Below are 16,974 nucleotides of genomic sequence, written 5' to 3'. Positions count from 1 at the left end.
CTCGGCGATCAAGGCGATCCAGGGCGATCCGGAATGGGTCGCGAAGCTGGAAGAGCTGTACAACGCGCTGGACACGTGGATTCCGGAACCGCAGCGCGAGACGGACAAGCCGTTCCTGCTGCCGATCGAAGACGTGTTCTCGATCTCGGGCCGCGGCACGGTGGTGACGGGCCGTATCGAGCGCGGCGTGGTCAAGGTGGGCGAGGAAGTCGAAATCGTCGGCATTCGCGACACGCAGAAGACGATCGTCACGGGCGTCGAGATGTTCCGCAAGCTGCTGGACCAGGGCCAGGCGGGCGACAACGTCGGCATTCTGCTGCGCGGCACGAAGAAGGAAGACGTGGAGCGCGGCCAGGTGCTGTGCAAGCCGGGCACGATCAAGCCGCACTCGAAGTTCGAGGGTGAGGTGTACGTGCTGACGAAAGAAGAGGGCGGTCGTCACACGCCGTTCTTCAAGGGCTACCGTCCGCAGTTCTACTTCCGCACGACGGACGTGACCGGTTCGATCCAGTTCGAACAGGAAATGGTGATGCCGGGCGACAACGTGCAGATGACGGTGGAGCTGATCTCGCCGATCGCGATGGAAGACGGTGTTCGCTTCGCGATCCGCGAAGGCGGCCGCACGGTCGGCGCCGGCGTCGTCACCAAGATCCTGGCGTAAGCCGGTTTGACTTCCGGGCGCGGATTGCCTAATATCCGCGCCCCTTTTTGGCTTTCCCGCGGTAATACAGGGCGGTAGCTCAACTGGTAGAGCGGCGGTCTCCAAAACCGCAGGTTGGGGGTTCGAAACCCTCCCGCCCTGCCACTTAGCGTGGCCTAAGAAACTGCGGGGCCTAAGACGAGTTCGATGGAAGCCCAAACCACCGAGAAAGCCGGATCCTCTCACAAGGACACGGTTTTTCTGATTGTCGCTGCCGTGGCTCTGCTCGGCGGCATGTTTGCGTTCTACTACTTCGAAGGCCAGCTCAATGCCTTCGTGCGTACCCTGATCCTGCTGGCGGGCCTCGGCGCGACGCTCGCGCTCGGCTATCAGACGGCGATCGGTCGCGACCTCTGGGGCTATGTCAGCGGCGCTCGCGTCGAACTGCGCAAGGTCGTCTGGCCGACCCGCCAGGAAAGCGTGCAGACGACGCTGATGATCGCGCTGGTGGTGCTGGTCATGGCGCTCCTGCTGTGGGGGCTCGATTCGCTGCTGCTGTGGGGCGTCGAAACCCTGACCGGACGAGGAGTCTGATGATGGCGATGCGTTGGTACGTGGTGCACGCCTATTCTCAGTACGAGAACTCGGTGATGAAGGCGCTCAAGGAGCGCATCGGGCGCGCCGGGCTGCAGGATCACTTCGGCGACATCCTGGTGCCGACCGAAGAGGTCGTCGAGATCAAGGAAGGCGTCAAGCGCACCACCGAGCGCAAGTTCTTCCCGGGCTACGTCCTGGTGCAGATGGACATGAACGAGGATACCTGGCACCTCGTCAAGTCGACGCCGAAAGTCATGGGCTTCATCGGCGGCACGCCGGACAAGCCGGCGCCGATCAGCGACAAGGAAGCCGAGCGCATCCTCAATCGCGTCACCGAATCCGTCGAGAAGCCGCGCCCGAAGACGCTGTTCGAGCCGGGCGAATCGGTGCGCGTCAAGGAAGGTCCGTTCGCGGACTTCCAGGGCGTCGTCGAGGAAGTCAATTACGAGAAGAATCGCCTGCGCGTCGCAGTGCTGATCTTCGGTCGTTCTACCCCCGTCGACCTCGAGTTCTCGCAGGTCGAGAAGGGGTGAGCAGTTCCGGAGTGCCTTGAATGGCACTCCGGAACTGCGAACGCCGCGCCAAGGATGGCGCGGCTGGGCGTCCTCGCCGCAATGAGGTCGCGCCAAGGATGGCAGCGCCGAGGCGCAGCGACTCCATTGAGTCGCACAGTTTCAGGACGGAGCCGCTCCCGCAGGGCTTCGAAAAACCGGGGAGCCCTAACCAGGCGTTCGCACCCACTTTGGAGTAAGTCATGGCAAAGAAGGTAACGGCCTACATCAAGCTGCAGATCCCTGCAGCCAAGGCCAATCCGGCGCCGCCGGTCGGTCCGGCGCTCGGTCAGAACGGCGTCAACATCATGGAATTCTGCAAGCAGTTCAACGCTGCGACGCAGAAGCTGGAGCCGGGCATCCCGACGCCGGTCGTGATCACGGTCTACTCGGACCGCTCGTTCACGTTCATCACCAAGACGCCGCCGGCGACGGTGCTGATCAAGAAGGCTGCCGGCATCGAGTCCGGTTCGCCGACGCCGCATACCAAGAAGGTGGGCAAGATCACCAAGAAGCAGGTCGAAGAGATCGCCAAGGTGAAGATGCCGGACCTGAACGCGGGCAGCATGGAAACCGCCATGCGCCTGATCGCCGGTTCCGCCCGCTCGATGGGCATCGAAGTGGTGGAGAAGTAAGCCATGGCGAAGATCACCAAGAAGCAGAAGGCTCTCGCCGGCAAGATCGCTCCGGGCAAGGTCTACAGCCTCGACGAGGCCATCAAGCTCGTCAAGGAATGCGCGACGTCGAAGTTCAAGGAATCGGTCGACATGTCGATGAACCTCGGCATCGACGCCAAGAAGTCGGACCAAAACGTGCGTGGCTCGACCGTGCTGCCGCACGGCAACGGCAAGTCGGTCCGCGTCGCCGTGTTCGCGCAGGGCGCCAAGGCCGAAGAGGCCAAGGCGGCCGGTGCCGATGCGGTCGGCATGGATGACCTCGCTGCCAAGATGAAGGCCGGCGAGCTGAACTATCAGGTCGTCATCGCCGAGCCGGCCGCCATGCGCGTCGTCGGCGCGCTCGGTCAGGTGCTCGGCCCGCGCGGCCTGATGCCGAACCCGAAGACCGGCACGGTCACGCCGGACGTGGCGGGCGCGGTCAAGAACGCCAAGGCCGGTATGGCCAAGTTCCGCACCGACAAGGCCGGCATCGTGCACTGCGCGATCGCCTCGGCCGACTTCGACACCGACAAGATCAAGGACAACCTGATCGCGGTCGTCCGTGACGTGCGCCGGGCCAAGCCGTCGAGCAGCAAGGGCGTGTACATCAAGAAGGTCACGCTGTCGACGACGATGGGCCCGGGTGTCCGCGTCGACGTGGGCTCGCTGCCGGAGTGATCGCCGAACGCCGCTGATGCGGCCGGCCCCGAGGGCCGGCCGCACGCAGCAGGCGCTACGGTGTTGATTGGAATTTCGCTCGGCGGTGCGGCACGGCCGCCGATGCAACAAGAGCTTTGAAGTGTGGCGCAAGCCTCGCATCGAAGACCGTCAGTGGCCCGGAGCGTTCGCGAAGGGCATTAAAGGCCGATGAAGGCCGCTGTCGTAGATAGGTCGGTTTGGACCGCAAGGGAAGAACCGTTTTTTGTGAAGCAACTAGGAGTTCTGATGGCTCTCAGGCTGGATGACAAGAAGGCCCTGGTTGCGGAAGTGAACGAAGTCGCCAAGCGCGCGTACTCGGCCGTTGCGGCCGAATATCGCGGCCTGACGGCCGGCAAGTTCGACGAACTGCGTGCGAAGGCCCGTGCCAACGGTGTCTATCTGCACGTCGTCAAGAACACGCTGGCCTCGCGGGCCGTCGAGGGCACGGATTTCGAGTGCCTGAAGACTGCGCTGGTCGGCCCGCTCGTTCTCGGTTTCTCGCTCGAGGATCCGGGTGCGGTGGGTCGCGTCATCAAGGACTTTGCCAAGGACAACGAGAAGCTCGTCGTCAAGGCGATCGCGGTCGGCGGCACCCTCTACGGGGCCAAGGACATCGAGCGTCTGGCGTCGATGCCGACCCGTGAGCAGGCCCTCGCCATTCTGGCGGGCACGCTCAAGGCGCCGGTTGGCAAGCTCGCGCGCGTTCTGGCGGAAGTCCCGACGAAGGCTGCACGTGCCGTCAAGGCCGTGGCCGACGCCAAGCAGGGCGAATCGGCATAAGCGTTCAGTTCCCCATTTAGGCTTTCCACACTTTAAATTTGGAGTTTTTGAAAATGGCTACGAAAGAAGAAATTCTTGACGGCATTGCCAACCTGTCCGTTCTGGACCTGGTTGACCTGGTCAAGATGATCGAAGACAAGTTCGGCGTCACCGCCGCCGCCCCGGTCGCCGTCGCGGCTGCCGGTCCGGCCGCCGCCGCCGCACCGGCCGCGGAAGAGAAGACCGAGTTCACGGTCGTTCTCGCCGCCGTCGACGCTGCCAAGAAGGTCAACGTCATCAAGGTCGTGCGCGAAATCACCGGTCTGGGCCTCAAGGAAGCCAAGGACCTGGTCGAAGGCGCGCCGCAGACCGTCAAGGAAGGCGTCGACAAGAAGACGGCCGAAGACATCAAGAAGAAGCTGGAAGAAGGCGGCGGCAAGGTCGAGCTGAAGTAAGCCGACCGACGCATTGCTTTCGAAGGCAACTTCGAAGTGGTTGTGGCGAAGGCTGGGGGCCCAGAAAGGTGTTTCTGGGCTCCCGGCCTTTCGCCGCTAGAGGAAGAATTCACACCTTTGGCGCGCATTAGCCAAACGTTTGAATTTTTCGAGGCGCGCAAGCGCATCTGACGACAGAGGTAACCGATGGCCTACTCGTTCACCGAGAAGAAGCGTATCCGCAAGGACTTCAGCAAGCTGAAGGAGACGCTGGAAATTCCGTATCTGCTGGCGACGCAGATCGACTCCTACCGCCACTTCCTGCAAGCCGAGACGCAGCCGTCGAAGCGCAAGGATAGCGGCCTGCAGGCCTCGTTCAAGTCGGTGTTTCCGATGGCGTCGTACAACGGCGCCGCCGCGCTGGAGTTCGTCAAGTACCGTTTCGACGAGCCGGCGTTCGACGAGAAGGAATGCCGCGTGCGCGGCATGACCTATGCCGCGCCGCTGAAGGTCACCGTGCGCCTCGTGATCTTCGATCGCGAGTCGAAGGAAAAGCGCGTCAAGGACGTCCGTGAGCAGGAGGTCTATCTCGGCGAAGTGCCGCTGATGACCGACCACGGCACTTTCATCATCAACGGCACCGAGCGCGTCGTCGTCTCGCAGCTGCACCGCTCGCCGGGTGTGTTCTTCGACCACGACAAGGGCAAGACGCACAGCTCGGGCAAGCTGCTGTACAGCGCCCGCATCATCCCGTACCGCGGCTCGTGGCTGGACTTCGAGTTCGACCCGAAGGACAACCTGTTTGCCCGTATCGACCGTCGCCGCAAGCTGCCGGTGACGATCCTGCTGCGCGCGCTCGGTTACAACAACGAGCAGATGCTCGCGATGTTCCACGAGCAGAACGTCTTCGCGCTCGAGAAGGACGGCGCCACGATCGATCTGATCCCGGAACGCCTGAAGGGCGAGAAGGCGCAGTTCGACATCGTCGCCGAGGGCAAGACGCTGGTCGAGGAAGGCAAGCTGATCACGGCGCGGCACATCAAGCTGATCGCCGAGGCCAATCTCAAGAAGCTCACGGTGCCGGATACCTACCTGGTGGGCAAGACCGTCGCCAAGGATCTGGTCGCGCCGGGCACCGGCGAGATCGTCGCGGCCGCCAACACCGAGCTGACGCAGAACCTGCTCGCGAAGCTGCGCGAGTCGGGCATCAAGCAGCTGCCGACGCTGTACATCAACGACGTCGACAAGGGCCCGTACATCTCGACGACGCTGAACATCGACCCGAGCAAGACCAAGCTCGAGGCGCTGGTCGAGATCTACCGCATGATGCGTCCCGGCGAACCGCCGACGAAGGATGCCGCCGAGGCGCTGTTCCACGGCATGTTCTTCTCGCCGGACAAGTACGATCTGTCGGCGGTCGGCCGCATGAAGTTCAACCGCCGTCTGCGCCGCGACACCGTCGAAGGCCCCGGCGTGGTCTACGACGGCGAACTGTTCAGCAAGTTCACCGACGATTTCTCGAAGGATCTGTTCGCCAAGTACGGCCGTGCCCACTCGGACATCGTCGACGTGATCCGCGAGATCATCGCGATCCGCAACGGCGAGCAGCAGACCGACGACATCGACCATCTCGGCAACCGCCGCATCCGTGCGGTCGGCGAAATGACCGAGAACGTGTTCCGTACCGGTCTGGTGCGCGTCGAGCGCGCCGTGCGCGAGCGCCTGGCGCTTGCCGAGGCCGAGAACCTGACGCCGCAGGATCTGATCAACGCCAAGCCGGTGTCGGCGGCGATCAAGGAGTTCTTCGGCTCCTCGCAGCTGTCGCAGTTCATGGACCAGAACAACCCGCTGTCGGAGGTCACGCACAAGCGTCGCGTGTCCGCCCTCGGGCCGGGCGGCCTGACCCGCGAGCGCGCCGGCTTCGAAGTCCGTGACGTGCACACCACGCACTACGGCCGCGTCTGCCCGATCGAAACGCCGGAAGGCCCGAACATCGGTCTGATCAACTCGCTGGCCTGCTATGCGCGCACCAACGAGTACGGCTTCCTCGAAACCGCCTACCGCAAGGTCATCGACGGCAAGGTCACCGACGAGGTCGAGTACCTGTCGGCGATCGAGGAAGGCCGCTACGTCATTGCCCAGGCGAACTCCGAGCTGAACGACAAGAACGAGTTCACGGCGGACCTCGTTTCGGTTCGCTTCCAGAACGAATTCACGATGATGACCGGCGACAAGGTCCAGTACATGGACGTGTCGCCGCGCCAGATCGTGTCGGTCGCCGCCGCGCTGATTCCGTTCCTCGAGCACGACGACGCCAACCGCGCGCTGATGGGCTCGAACATGCAGCGTCAGGCGGTGCCGACGCTGCGCGCCGACAAGCCGCTGGTCGGCACCGGCATCGAGCGCCGCGTCGCCGTCGACTCCGGCAACGCCATCCAGGCCAAGCGTGGCGGCGTGGTCGAGAAGGTCGACGCCGCGCGTATCGTCATCCGCGTCAACGACGAAGAGACGCAGCCGGGTGAGGCGGGCGTCGACATCTACAACCTGGTGAAGTACGTGCGTTCGAACCAGAACACGTGCATCAACCAGAAGCCGATCGTGAAGCCCGGCGACAAGATCGCGCGCGGCGACGTCGTCGCCGACGGTCCGTCGACCGACCTGGGCGAGCTCGCGCTCGGCCAGAACATGCTGATCGCGTTCATGCCGTGGAACGGCTACAACTTCGAAGACTCGATCCTGATCTCGGAGCGCGTCGTCGAGGAAGATCGCTTCACGACGATCCACATCGAAGAACTGACCTGCGTCGCGCGCGAGACCAAGCTCGGGCCGGAGGAAATCACCGCCGACATCCCGAACGTCAACGAAGCCGCGCTGCGCAAGCTCGACGAGTCGGGCATCGTCTACATCGGCGCCGAAGTGAAGGCCGGCGACCTGCTCTGCGGCAAGGTCACGCCGAAGGGTGAGACCCAGCTGACGCCGGAAGAAAAGCTCCTTCGCGCGATCTTCGGCGAGAAGGCCTCGGACGTGAAGGACACCTCGCTGCGCGTGCCGGCCGGCATGGACGGCACGGTGATCGACGTGCGCGTGTTCACGCGCGAAGGCGTCAAGAAGGACAAGCGCGCGCTGGCGATCGAGGAGGCCGAACTGGCCGCGGTCCGCAAGGACCTCGCCGACCAGCAGCGCATCTTCGAGGACGACATCTATGATCGTCTGCGCAAGATCCTGCTCGGCAAGAGCGCCGACGGCGGTCCGAACAAGCTGAAGAAGGGCGCCAAGGTCGACGCCGAGTACCTGGACTCGATCGAGCGCGAGAAGTGGTTCGAGATCCGCCTCGCCGAAGACGAGGTGCAGAACCAGCTCGAAGCCGCCAACAAGCAGCTGCGCGACATGCGTTCGGAGTTCGACAAGCGCTTCGAGGACAAGAAGCGCAAGATCCAGTCGGGCGACGAGCTTTCGCCGGGCGTGCTGAAGATGGTCAAGGTGTACCTGGCCGTGAAGCGCCGCATCCAGCCGGGCGACAAGATGGCCGGCCGTCACGGCAACAAGGGCGTGATCTCGCAGATCGTGCCGGTCGAAGACATGCCGCACATGGAAGACGGCACGCCGGTCGACATCGTGCTGAACCCGCTGGGCGTGCCGTCGCGTATGAACATCGGCCAGCTGCTCGAAGTGCATCTGGGCTGGGCCGCCAAGGGCATCGGCAAGAAGATCGACGAAATGCTCAAGCAGCAGAAGTCGATCGCCGAGCTGCGCAAGTTCCTCGACCGCATCTACAACAAGACTGGCGGCAAGGCTGACGTCGATGTCGACGAACTGAGCGACGAGGAAGTCGTCAATCTGGCGAAGAACCTCACCGGTGGCCTGCCGGTGTCGACGCCGGTGTTCGACGGCGCGGCCGAAGAGGAGATCAAGGCGCTGCTCGAGCTGGCCGGCCTGCCGCGCAGCGGCCAGGCGCAGCTGATCGATGGACGCACCGGCGAACCGTTCTCGCGCCAGATCACCGTCGGCTACATGTACTACCTGAAGCTGAACCACCTGGTCGACGACAAGATGCACGCGCGTTCGACCGGTCCGTACTCGCTCGTCACCCAGCAGCCGCTGGGCGGCAAGGCGCAGTTCGGCGGTCAGCGCTTCGGTGAGATGGAAGTCTGGGCGCTCGAGGCCTACGGCGCGGCCTACACGCTGCAGGAAATGCTGACGGTGAAGTCGGACGACACCAACGGCCGCACGCGCATGTACAAGTCGATCGTCGATGGCGATCACCGCATGGTTGCGGGCATGCCGGAATCGTTCAACGTGCTGGTCAAGGAAATCCGCTCGATCGGTCTCAACATCGAGCTGGAACAGAACCAGTAAGCGTTGGCGGACGACAGGAGTTAAATGATGAAAGATTTGTTCAATCTGATCCGCAACCCCGAGGAAGCGGAAGACTTCGACGCCATCAAGATCGGCCTCGCCTCGCCGGAAACGGTGCGTTCGTGGTCGTACGGCGAAGTGAAGAAGCCGGAGACGATCAACTACCGCACGTTCAAGCCCGAACGCGACGGCCTGTTCTGCGCGAAGATCTTCGGACCGATCAAGGACTACGAGTGCCTGTGCGGCAAGTACAAGCGCCTCAAGCACCGCGGCGTGGTCTGCGAGAAGTGCGGCGTGGAAGTCACCGTCGCCAAGGTCCGCCGTGAGCGCATGGGTCATATCGACCTCGCCTCGCCAGTCGCCCACATCTGGTTCCTGAAGTCGCTGCCGAGCCGTATCGGCCTGCTGCTCGACATGCCGCTGCGCGCGATCGAGCGCGTGCTGTACTTCGAAGCGCACATCGTCGTCGATCCGGGTCTGACGCCGCTCGAGCGCGGCCAGCTGCTGACCGAAGAGGATTACCTCAACTCGGTCGAGCAGTACGGTGACGACTTCGACGCGCGCATGGGCGCCGAGGCCGTGCGCGACCTGCTGCGTGGCATCGACCTGCAGACCGAAGCGGCGAAGCTGCGCGAGGAACTGAACACCACGACTTCGGAAACGAAGATCAAGAAGTACGCGAAGCGCCTCAAGCTGATCGAGTACTTCATCCAGTCGAACAACAAGCCGGAGTGGATGATCCTCACGGTGCTGCCGGTGCTGCCGCCGGATCTGCGCCCGCTGGTGCCGCTCGACGGCGGCCGCTTCGCGACCTCGGATCTCAACGATCTGTACCGCCGCGTCATCAACCGCAACAACCGTCTCAAGCGCCTGCTCGAGCTGTCGGCGCCGGACATCATCGTGCGCAACGAAAAGCGCATGCTGCAGGAATCGGTCGACGCGCTGATCGACAACGGCCGCCGTGGCCGTGCGATCACCGGCACCAACAAGCGCCCGCTCAAGTCGCTCGCCGACATGATCAAGGGCAAGCAGGGCCGCTTCCGTCAGAACCTGCTCGGCAAGCGCGTCGACTACTCGGGCCGTTCGGTCATCGTGGTCGGTCCGACGCTGAAGCTGCACCAGTGCGGCCTGCCGAAGAAGATGGCGCTCGAGCTGTTCAAGCCGTTCGTGTTCTCGCGTCTGCAGCGTCTCGGCATCGCCACCACCATCAAGGCGGCGAAGAAGATGGTCGAGCGTGAAGAGCCGCAGGTCTGGGATGCGCTCGAAGAGTGCATCAAGGAGCACCCGGTTCTGCTGAACCGCGCGCCGACCCTGCACCGTCTCGGCATCCAGGCCTTCGAACCGCTGCTGATCGAAGGCAAGGCCATCAACCTGCACCCGCTCGTCTGCACGGCGTTCAATGCCGACTTCGACGGTGACCAGATGGCCGTGCACGTGCCGCTGTCGCTCGAAGCGCAGCTCGAAGCGCGCGTGCTGATGATGTCGACCAACAACATCCTGTCGCCGGCCTCGGGTGATCCGATCATCGTGCCGTCGCAGGACGTCGTCCTCGGCCTGTACTGGATGAGCCGCGAGCGCGTCGGCGCCAAGGGCGAGGGCATGACGTTCTCGGACGTCGCCGAAGTGCATCGCGCCTACGAGAACGGCGTCGTCGACCTGCAGGCCAAGATCAAGGTGCGCCTGCACGACTACACGGAAGTGGGCGGCGAGGAAATGTTCCATCTCGTCGACACCACGGTCGGCCGCGCCCTGCTGTCCGAGGTGCTGCCGAAGGGCGTGCCGCTGGCGGTCATCAACAAGACGATGACCAAGAAGGAGATCTCGCGCGTCATCAACTACGTGTACCGCCGCTGCGGCACGAAGGACACGGTGATCTTCGCCGACCAGATGATGTACACCGGCTTCCGCATGTCGACCAAGGCCGGCATCTCGTTCTGCCTCGACGACATCATGATCCCGGCCGAGAAGGCCAAGATCCTGGAGCAGGCCGAGGCCAAGGTGAAGGAGGTCGACACCGAGTACAACCAGGGTCTGACCACCGGAGGCGAACGTAAGAACCGCGTCATCGACATCTGGTCGCGCGCCAATGACGACATCTCCCGGGCGATGATGGCGCAGATCGGCTCGGAGACCGTGAAGGGCAAGGACGGCAAGGAAGTGAAGCAGCCGTCGTTCAACTCGGTGTTCATGATGGCCGACTCTGGCGCCCGTGGTAGCCAGGCGCAGATCCGTCAGCTCGCCGGCATGCGCGGCCTGATGGCCAAGCCGGACGGCTCGATCATCGAAACGCCGATCACCGCGAACTTCCGCGAAGGCCTCAACGTCCTGCAGTACTTCATCTCGACGCACGGCGCCCGTAAGGGTCTGGCGGACACCGCGCTGAAGACCGCGAACTCGGGCTATCTGACGCGTCGTCTGGTCGACGTCGCGCAGGACATGGTCGTCACCGGCGAGGATTGCGGCACCGAACACGGTCTGCTGATGATGCCGATCGTCGAAGGCGGCGACGTCCTCGAAGCGCTGCGCGACCGCGTGCTGGGCCGCGTGACGCTGCGCGATGCGCACAAGCCGGGCACCGACGAGGTCGCGATCCCGGCCGGTACGATGATCGACGAGAAGTGGGCGGACACGCTCGAGAAGAACTCGATCGACGAGATCTGGGTGCGTTCGCCGATCACCTGCGAACTGCCGTTCGGTGTCTGCGGCAAGTGCTACGGCCGTGACCTCGCGCGCGGCCACCTCGTCAACATCGGCGAAGCGGTCGGCGTCATCGCCGCGCAGTCGATCGGCGAGCCGGGCACGCAGCTGACCATGCGTACCTTCCACGTCGGCGGCGCGGCTTCGCGTGCGGCTTCGGCGGACGGTGTCGACTCGCGCGCGGCCGGTACGGTGCGCGTGCACAACCTGAAGACGGTCGTCACCAAGGAAGGCGAGCTGGTCGCGGTCTCGCGTTCGGGCGAAATCGGCATCATCGACGCCAATGGTCGCGAGCGTGAGCGCTACAAGATCCCGTACGGCGCGCACATCATGGTGCGCGACGGCGACGAGGTGAAGGGCGGCACGCGTCTGGCCAAGTGGGACCCGCACACCCACCCGATCGTCACCGAGCTGTCGGGCTTCGTGAAGCTGCAGGACTTCACCGAAGGCCTGACGGTGACGCGCGAGACCGATCCGCTGACCGGCGTGTCGACCCGCGTCGTGACCGAAGCCAAGGCGCGCGGTTCGGCGGCCAAGGACCTCAAGCCGACGATCATCCTGGTCGACGCCAAGGGCAAGCAGCTGACCTTCCCGGGCACCGACATTCCGGCCGCCTACACGCTGCCGCCGAAGGCGATCGTCGCGGTCGAGGACGGCGACGAAGTCGGCGTCGGCGGCACGATCGCGCGCATCCCGCAGGAAGCGTCGAAGTCGCGCGACATCACCGGCGGTCTGCCGCGCGTCGCCGACCTGTTCGAAGCGCGCAAGCCGAAGGAACCGGCGGTGCTCGCCGAGACCACCGGCACCATCAAGTTCGGTCCGGGCACCAAGGGCAAGCAGCGCATCAAGATCGTCCGCACCGACGGTTCCGAGGCCGAAATCCTCGTGCCGAAGTGGGTCGAAATCCGCGTGTTCGAAGGTGAAACCGTCGAGCAGGGCGAAATCATCTCCGACGGCGAGCCGAGCCCGCACGACATCCTGCGCCTGCAGGGCGTCACGGCGCTGGCGAATTACCTCGTCAAGGAAATCCAGGACGTCTACCGCCTGCAGGGCGTGAAGATCAACGACAAGCACATCGAGACCATCGTTCGTCAGATGCTGCGCAAGGTCGAGATCACCGAGCCGGGCGATTCGAAGTTCCTGCAGGGCGAGCAGGTCGAGATCTTCCAGGTCCTGGCCGAGAACAAGCGCCTGACTGGCAAGGGCGAGCGGGCCGCGAAGTTCGAGCGCCAGCTGCTCGGCATCACCAAGGCTTCGCTGTCGACCGAATCGTTCATCTCGGCGGCCTCGTTCCAGGAAACGACGCGCGTGCTCACCGAAGCCTCGGTGCGCGGCTCGCGCGACGAACTGCGCGGTCTGAAGGAGAACGTCATCGTCGGCCGTCTGATCCCGGCTGGCACGGGCCTCGCCTACCACGAGCAGCGCCGTCGCGCGCGTGGCGGCAGCCTGCTGGCCGATCTGCAGGCGGCGGCGCTGACCTCGACCGGCAGCTTCGACGCCACCAGCGCCGATCGCGTGGTGTCCCGCGCGACGACCGCCGGCGACGACGCCGACCACGAAGAAGCGGCTGACGAGGGCGGCAGCGACGAGTAAATGCAGTTGAAGTCTACCGGTCCCGTGTCGCACGGGGCCGGTAGACGCGACGGACGCTTTCGGGCGCAGTCCGTCGCCGTCCCAGGGGCTTGACACATGAATGTCATTGACTCTGCGGCCGACCCCCTTTATGATGCGCGCCCTTTCCCGACGGCCGCCTGCGTGGCGGGTCGTCTTTTCTTTGTCAAGCCGGGAAGTTCCAACGTGCCAACAGTCAACCAGTTAGTGCGCAAAGGCCGCTCTGTCGAAGCGACCAAGAGCAAAGTGCCTGCGCTCACCGGTTCGCCGCAGAAGCGCGGCGTCTGCACCCGCGTCTACACGACGACGCCGAAGAAGCCGAACTCGGCACTGCGCAAGGTTTGCAAGGTGCGCCTGACCAACGGCTTCGAAGTCATCTCCTACATCGGTGGCGAAGGCCACAATCTGCAGGAGCACTCGGTCGTCATGATCCGCGGCGGCCGTGTCAAAGATCTTCCCGGTGTCCGTTATCACACCGTCCGTGGTGCGCTCGACTGCGCTGGCATCGACAAGCGTCGCCAGAGCCGTTCGAAGTACGGCGCCAAGCGTCCGAAGGCTGGCGGCGCCCCCGCGGCCGGCGGCAAGAAGAAGTAAAGCCGGGCCGCTCGTCGGCCCGAGTAAGGCTCGAATTTTTCGAGCCTGAAGCCCATATCAGGATTTAAGCCATGTCCCGTCGTCGCAAGCCCGAGATCCGCAAGGTTCTTCCCGATCCCAAGTTCAAGAGCGAACTGGTCTCCAAGTTCGTCAACATGGTGATGGAGGACGGCAAGAAGGCCGTCGCCGAGAAGATCGTCTACGGTGCGCTCGATCAGATCGCCACCAAGAAGAAGGTCGAGGCGCCGGTCGAGTTCCTGCAGCAGGCGTTCGACAACGTTGCGCCGACGGTCGAGGTCAAGAGCCGCCGCGTCGGCGGTGCGACCTACCAGGTGCCGGTCGAAGTCCGCGCCAGCCGCCGTACCACGCTGGCGATGCGTTGGGTCATCGCCGCCGCTTCGGCGCGCGGCGAGCAGGGCATGGAGAACCGTCTCGCGGGCGAGTTGATCGATGCCGCCGAGCATCGCGGCGCCGCGGTCAAGAAGCGCGAAGACACGCACAAGATGGCGGAGGCCAACAAGGCCTTTGCGCACTTCCGCTGGTAAGCCTTTTCCCATTGCATAGCGGGCTTCCGACCTCATATCGGGAGCCCGCTTAGAAACGAGTTCCTGACATGGCCCGCACGACGCCCATCGAGCGTTATCGCAACATCGGCATTTCGGCGCATATCGACGCCGGCAAGACCACCACGACCGAGCGCGTCCTGTTCTACACGGGCGTCAACCACAAGCTCGGCGAAGTCCACGATGGCGCTGCCACGATGGACTGGATGGAGCAAGAGCAGGAACGCGGCATCACCATCACCTCGGCGGCGACCACCACGTTCTGGCGTGGCATGGGCAACCAGTTCGAGCAGCACCGCATCAACATCATCGACACCCCGGGACACGTCGACTTCACGATCGAAGTCGAGCGTTCGATGCGCGTGCTCGACGGTGCGTGCATGCTGTACTGCGCTGTCGGCGGCGTGCAGCCGCAGTCCGAGACCGTGTGGCGCCAGGCCACGAAGTACGGCGTTCCGCGCCTTGCGTTCGTCAACAAGATGGACCGCACCGGTGCCGACTTCTTCAAGGTCTACAAGCAGATGAAGGAGAAGCTCCGGGCCAACCCGGTGCCGATCGTCATCCCGATTGGCGCCGAGGACAAGTTCCAGGGCGTCGTCGATCTCGTCAAGATGAAGGCGATCGTCTGGGATGAAGCGTCGCAGGGCATGAAGTTCGAGTACGCCGACATTCCGGCCGACCTCGCCGCGACCGCCAAGGAGTGGCGCGAGAAGATGGTCGAGTCCGCGGCCGAGGCCTCGGAAGAGCTCATGAACAAGTATCTCGAAGAGGGCGACCTCTCCGAGGAAGAGATCAAGCGCGCGCTGCGCCAGCGCACGATCGCGCTCGAGATCGTGCCGATGCTGTGCGGCTCGGCGTTCAAGAACAAGGGCGTGCAGGCCATGCTCGATGCTGTCATCGAGTACCTGCCGTCGCCGACCGAAGTTCCGGCGATCAAGGGCGAAGACGCCAACAGCGGCGAGCCGGTCGAGCGTCACGCCGACGACAACGAGCCGTTCTCGGCGCTCGGCTTCAAGATCATGACCGACCCGTTCGTCGGCCAGCTGACCTTCATCCGCGTCTATTCGGGCGTGCTGAAGAAGGGCGACAGCGTCTACAATTCGCGCAGCGGCAAGAGCGAGCGCATCGGCCGTCTGGTGCAGATGCACGCGAACAACCGCGAGGAAATCGAAGAAGTGCGCGCCGGTGACATCGCCGCCTGCGTCGGCCTCAAGGAGGTTTACACGGGCACCACGCTCGCGGCCTCGGACAAGCCGGTCATCCTCGAGCGCATGGAGTTCCCGGAGCCGGTCATCAGCCAGGCCGTCGAGCCGAAGACCAAGGCTGACCAGGAAAAGATGGGCATCGCGCTGAACAAGCTTGCCCAGGAAGACCCCTCGTTCCGCGTCAAGACCGACGAAGAGACCGGCCAGACGATCATCTCGGGCATGGGCGAGCTCCATCTCGAAATTCTCGTCGACCGCATGAAGCGCGAGTTCAAGGTCGAGGCCAACGTCGGCGCGCCGCAGGTGGCCTACCGCGAAACGATCCGCAAGAGCGTCGAGCAGGAAGGCAAGTACGCCAAGCAGTCCGGCGGCAAGGGCCAGTACGGTCACGTGTGGCTCCGTATCGAGCCGCAGGAGCCGGGCAAGGGTTACGAGTTCGTCAACGCGATCGTCGGCGGCGTCATCCCGAAGGAATTCATCCCGGGCGTCGACAAGGGCCTGAAGGACGCGATCAAGAGCGGTGTCATGGCTGGCTACCCGGTCGTCGACATCAAGATCACGCTGTTCGATGGTTCGTACCACGACGTCGACTCCAGCGAAATCGCGTTCCGCGTCGCGGCGTCGATGGCGTTCAAGGATGGCTGCCAGAAGGCCAATCCGGTGATCCTCGAGCCGATCATGGCGGTTGAGGTCGAGACGCCGGAAGACTACATGGGCGACGTCATGGGCGACCTCAACCGTCGTCGCGGCATGATTCTCGGCATGGAAGACAACTACGGCGCCAAGGTCATCCGCGCCGAAGTGCCGCTGTCGGAGATGTTCGGTTACTCGACGTCGCTGCGCTCGCAGAGCCAGGGACGCGCGACGTACACCATGGAATTCAAGAAGTACCAGGAAGCGCCGGCGAATGTCATCGCCGCTCTGACCAAGAAGTAATCATCGCGGCGCCACCGGGCGCTTGATCAGGCATTTTGTAGAGGAAGCGATCATGGCAAAGGGTAAGTTTGAACGCACGAAGCCGCACGTGAACGTGGGCACGATTGGCCACGTTGACCACGGCAAGACGACGACGACGGCGGCGCTGACGAAGGTGTCGGCGGACAAGTACGGGTCGACGTACGTTCCCTACGACCAGGTGGCGAAGGCGTCGGAATCGCAGGGTCGTCGCGACGCGACGAAGATTCTGACGATCGCGACGTCGCACGTGGAGTACGAGACGGAAGGTCGTCACTACGCGCACGTGGACTGCCCGGGACACGCGGACTACGTGAAGAACATGATCACGGGCGCGGCGCAGATGGACGGCGCGATCCTGGTGGTGTCGGCGGTGGACGGCCCGATGCCGCAGACGCGCGAGCACGTTCTGCTGGCGAAGCAGGTGAACGTTCCGAAGATCGTGGTGTGGCTGAACAAGTGCGACTTGGTCGAGGACGCGGAGCTGCTGGACCTGGTCGAGATGGAAGTTCGCGACCTGCTGGCGAAGTACGGCTTTGACGGCGACAACACGCCGGTGATCCGTGGCTCGGCGATCAAGGCGATCCAGGGCGATCCGGAATGGGTCGCGAAGCTGGAAGAGCTGTACAACGCGCTGGACACGTGGATTCCGGAACCG

Annotated in this window: 13 protein-coding genes and 1 tRNA gene; all 14 read left to right on the top strand. The window is 63.9% G+C overall.

The features are described from left to right. Positions 1-661: EF-Tu C-terminal domain-related protein (locus tag H149_RS0118795; protein ID WP_020651310.1), on the top strand; the 661-nt coding region annotated here is incomplete at its 5' end. A 68-nt stretch (positions 662-729) separates the two neighbouring features. After that, a tRNA-Trp gene (locus tag H149_RS0118790) sits at positions 730-805 on the top strand. A gap of 42 nt (positions 806-847) precedes the next feature. After that, entirely contained in the window at positions 848-1,234 is a 387-nt protein-coding gene (secE, locus tag H149_RS0118785; RefSeq protein WP_026353321.1) for a preprotein translocase subunit SecE, read from the top strand. 2 nt (positions 1,235-1,236) lie between these two features. Next, positions 1,237-1,770, top strand: a complete 534-nt coding sequence (gene nusG, locus H149_RS0118780; protein WP_026353320.1) for a transcription termination/antitermination protein NusG — start codon at positions 1,237-1,239, stop codon at positions 1,768-1,770. A gap of 221 nt (positions 1,771-1,991) precedes the next feature. Then, entirely contained in the window at positions 1,992-2,423 is a 432-nt protein-coding gene (gene rplK / locus H149_RS0118775) for a 50S ribosomal protein L11 (protein ID WP_020651307.1), read from the top strand. Positions 2,424-2,426: 3 nt separating this feature from the next. Then, the gene (gene rplA, locus H149_RS0118770; RefSeq protein WP_020651306.1) at positions 2,427-3,122 is read left to right on the top strand and encodes a 50S ribosomal protein L1; all 696 of its coding nucleotides are present in this window, start codon (positions 2,427-2,429) and stop codon (positions 3,120-3,122) included. A gap of 267 nt (positions 3,123-3,389) precedes the next feature. Then, positions 3,390-3,923: a 50S ribosomal protein L10 gene (rplJ, locus tag H149_RS0118765; protein WP_020651305.1), complete on the top strand. Its 534-nt coding sequence runs from the start codon at positions 3,390-3,392 to the stop codon at positions 3,921-3,923. A gap of 53 nt (positions 3,924-3,976) precedes the next feature. Then, positions 3,977-4,357, top strand: coding sequence for a 50S ribosomal protein L7/L12 (gene rplL / locus H149_RS0118760; RefSeq protein WP_020651304.1), 381 nt, complete (start codon positions 3,977-3,979; stop codon positions 4,355-4,357). Positions 4,358-4,543: 186 nt separating this feature from the next. Next, complete coding sequence (gene rpoB, locus H149_RS0118755) at positions 4,544-8,692, top strand: DNA-directed RNA polymerase subunit beta (protein ID WP_020651303.1); 4,149 nt, start codon at positions 4,544-4,546, stop codon at positions 8,690-8,692. Between the two features lie 27 nt (positions 8,693-8,719). Next, a complete protein-coding gene (rpoC, locus tag H149_RS21755) occupies positions 8,720-12,982 on the top strand; it encodes a DNA-directed RNA polymerase subunit beta' (RefSeq protein ID WP_039749525.1) in 4,263 nt (1,420 codons plus the stop codon). A gap of 204 nt (positions 12,983-13,186) precedes the next feature. Further along, a complete protein-coding gene (gene rpsL, locus H149_RS0118745) occupies positions 13,187-13,594 on the top strand; it encodes a 30S ribosomal protein S12 (RefSeq protein ID WP_026353319.1) in 408 nt (135 codons plus the stop codon). Between the two features lie 71 nt (positions 13,595-13,665). Beyond that, positions 13,666-14,139, top strand: coding sequence for a 30S ribosomal protein S7 (gene rpsG, locus H149_RS0118740; RefSeq protein WP_020651300.1), 474 nt, complete (start codon positions 13,666-13,668; stop codon positions 14,137-14,139). Positions 14,140-14,207: 68 nt separating this feature from the next. After that, the gene (gene fusA / locus H149_RS0118735; RefSeq protein ID WP_020651299.1) at positions 14,208-16,298 is read left to right on the top strand and encodes an elongation factor G; all 2,091 of its coding nucleotides are present in this window, start codon (positions 14,208-14,210) and stop codon (positions 16,296-16,298) included. A 52-nt stretch (positions 16,299-16,350) separates the two neighbouring features. Next, positions 16,351-16,974: GTP-binding protein (locus H149_RS0118730; protein WP_020651202.1), on the top strand; the 624-nt coding region annotated here is incomplete at its 3' end.

The organism is Solimonas variicoloris DSM 15731 (assembly GCF_000382285.1).
Lineage (GTDB): Bacteria > Pseudomonadota > Gammaproteobacteria > Nevskiales > Nevskiaceae > Solimonas > Solimonas variicoloris.
This window is presented reverse-complemented; position numbering and strand designations above follow the sequence as displayed.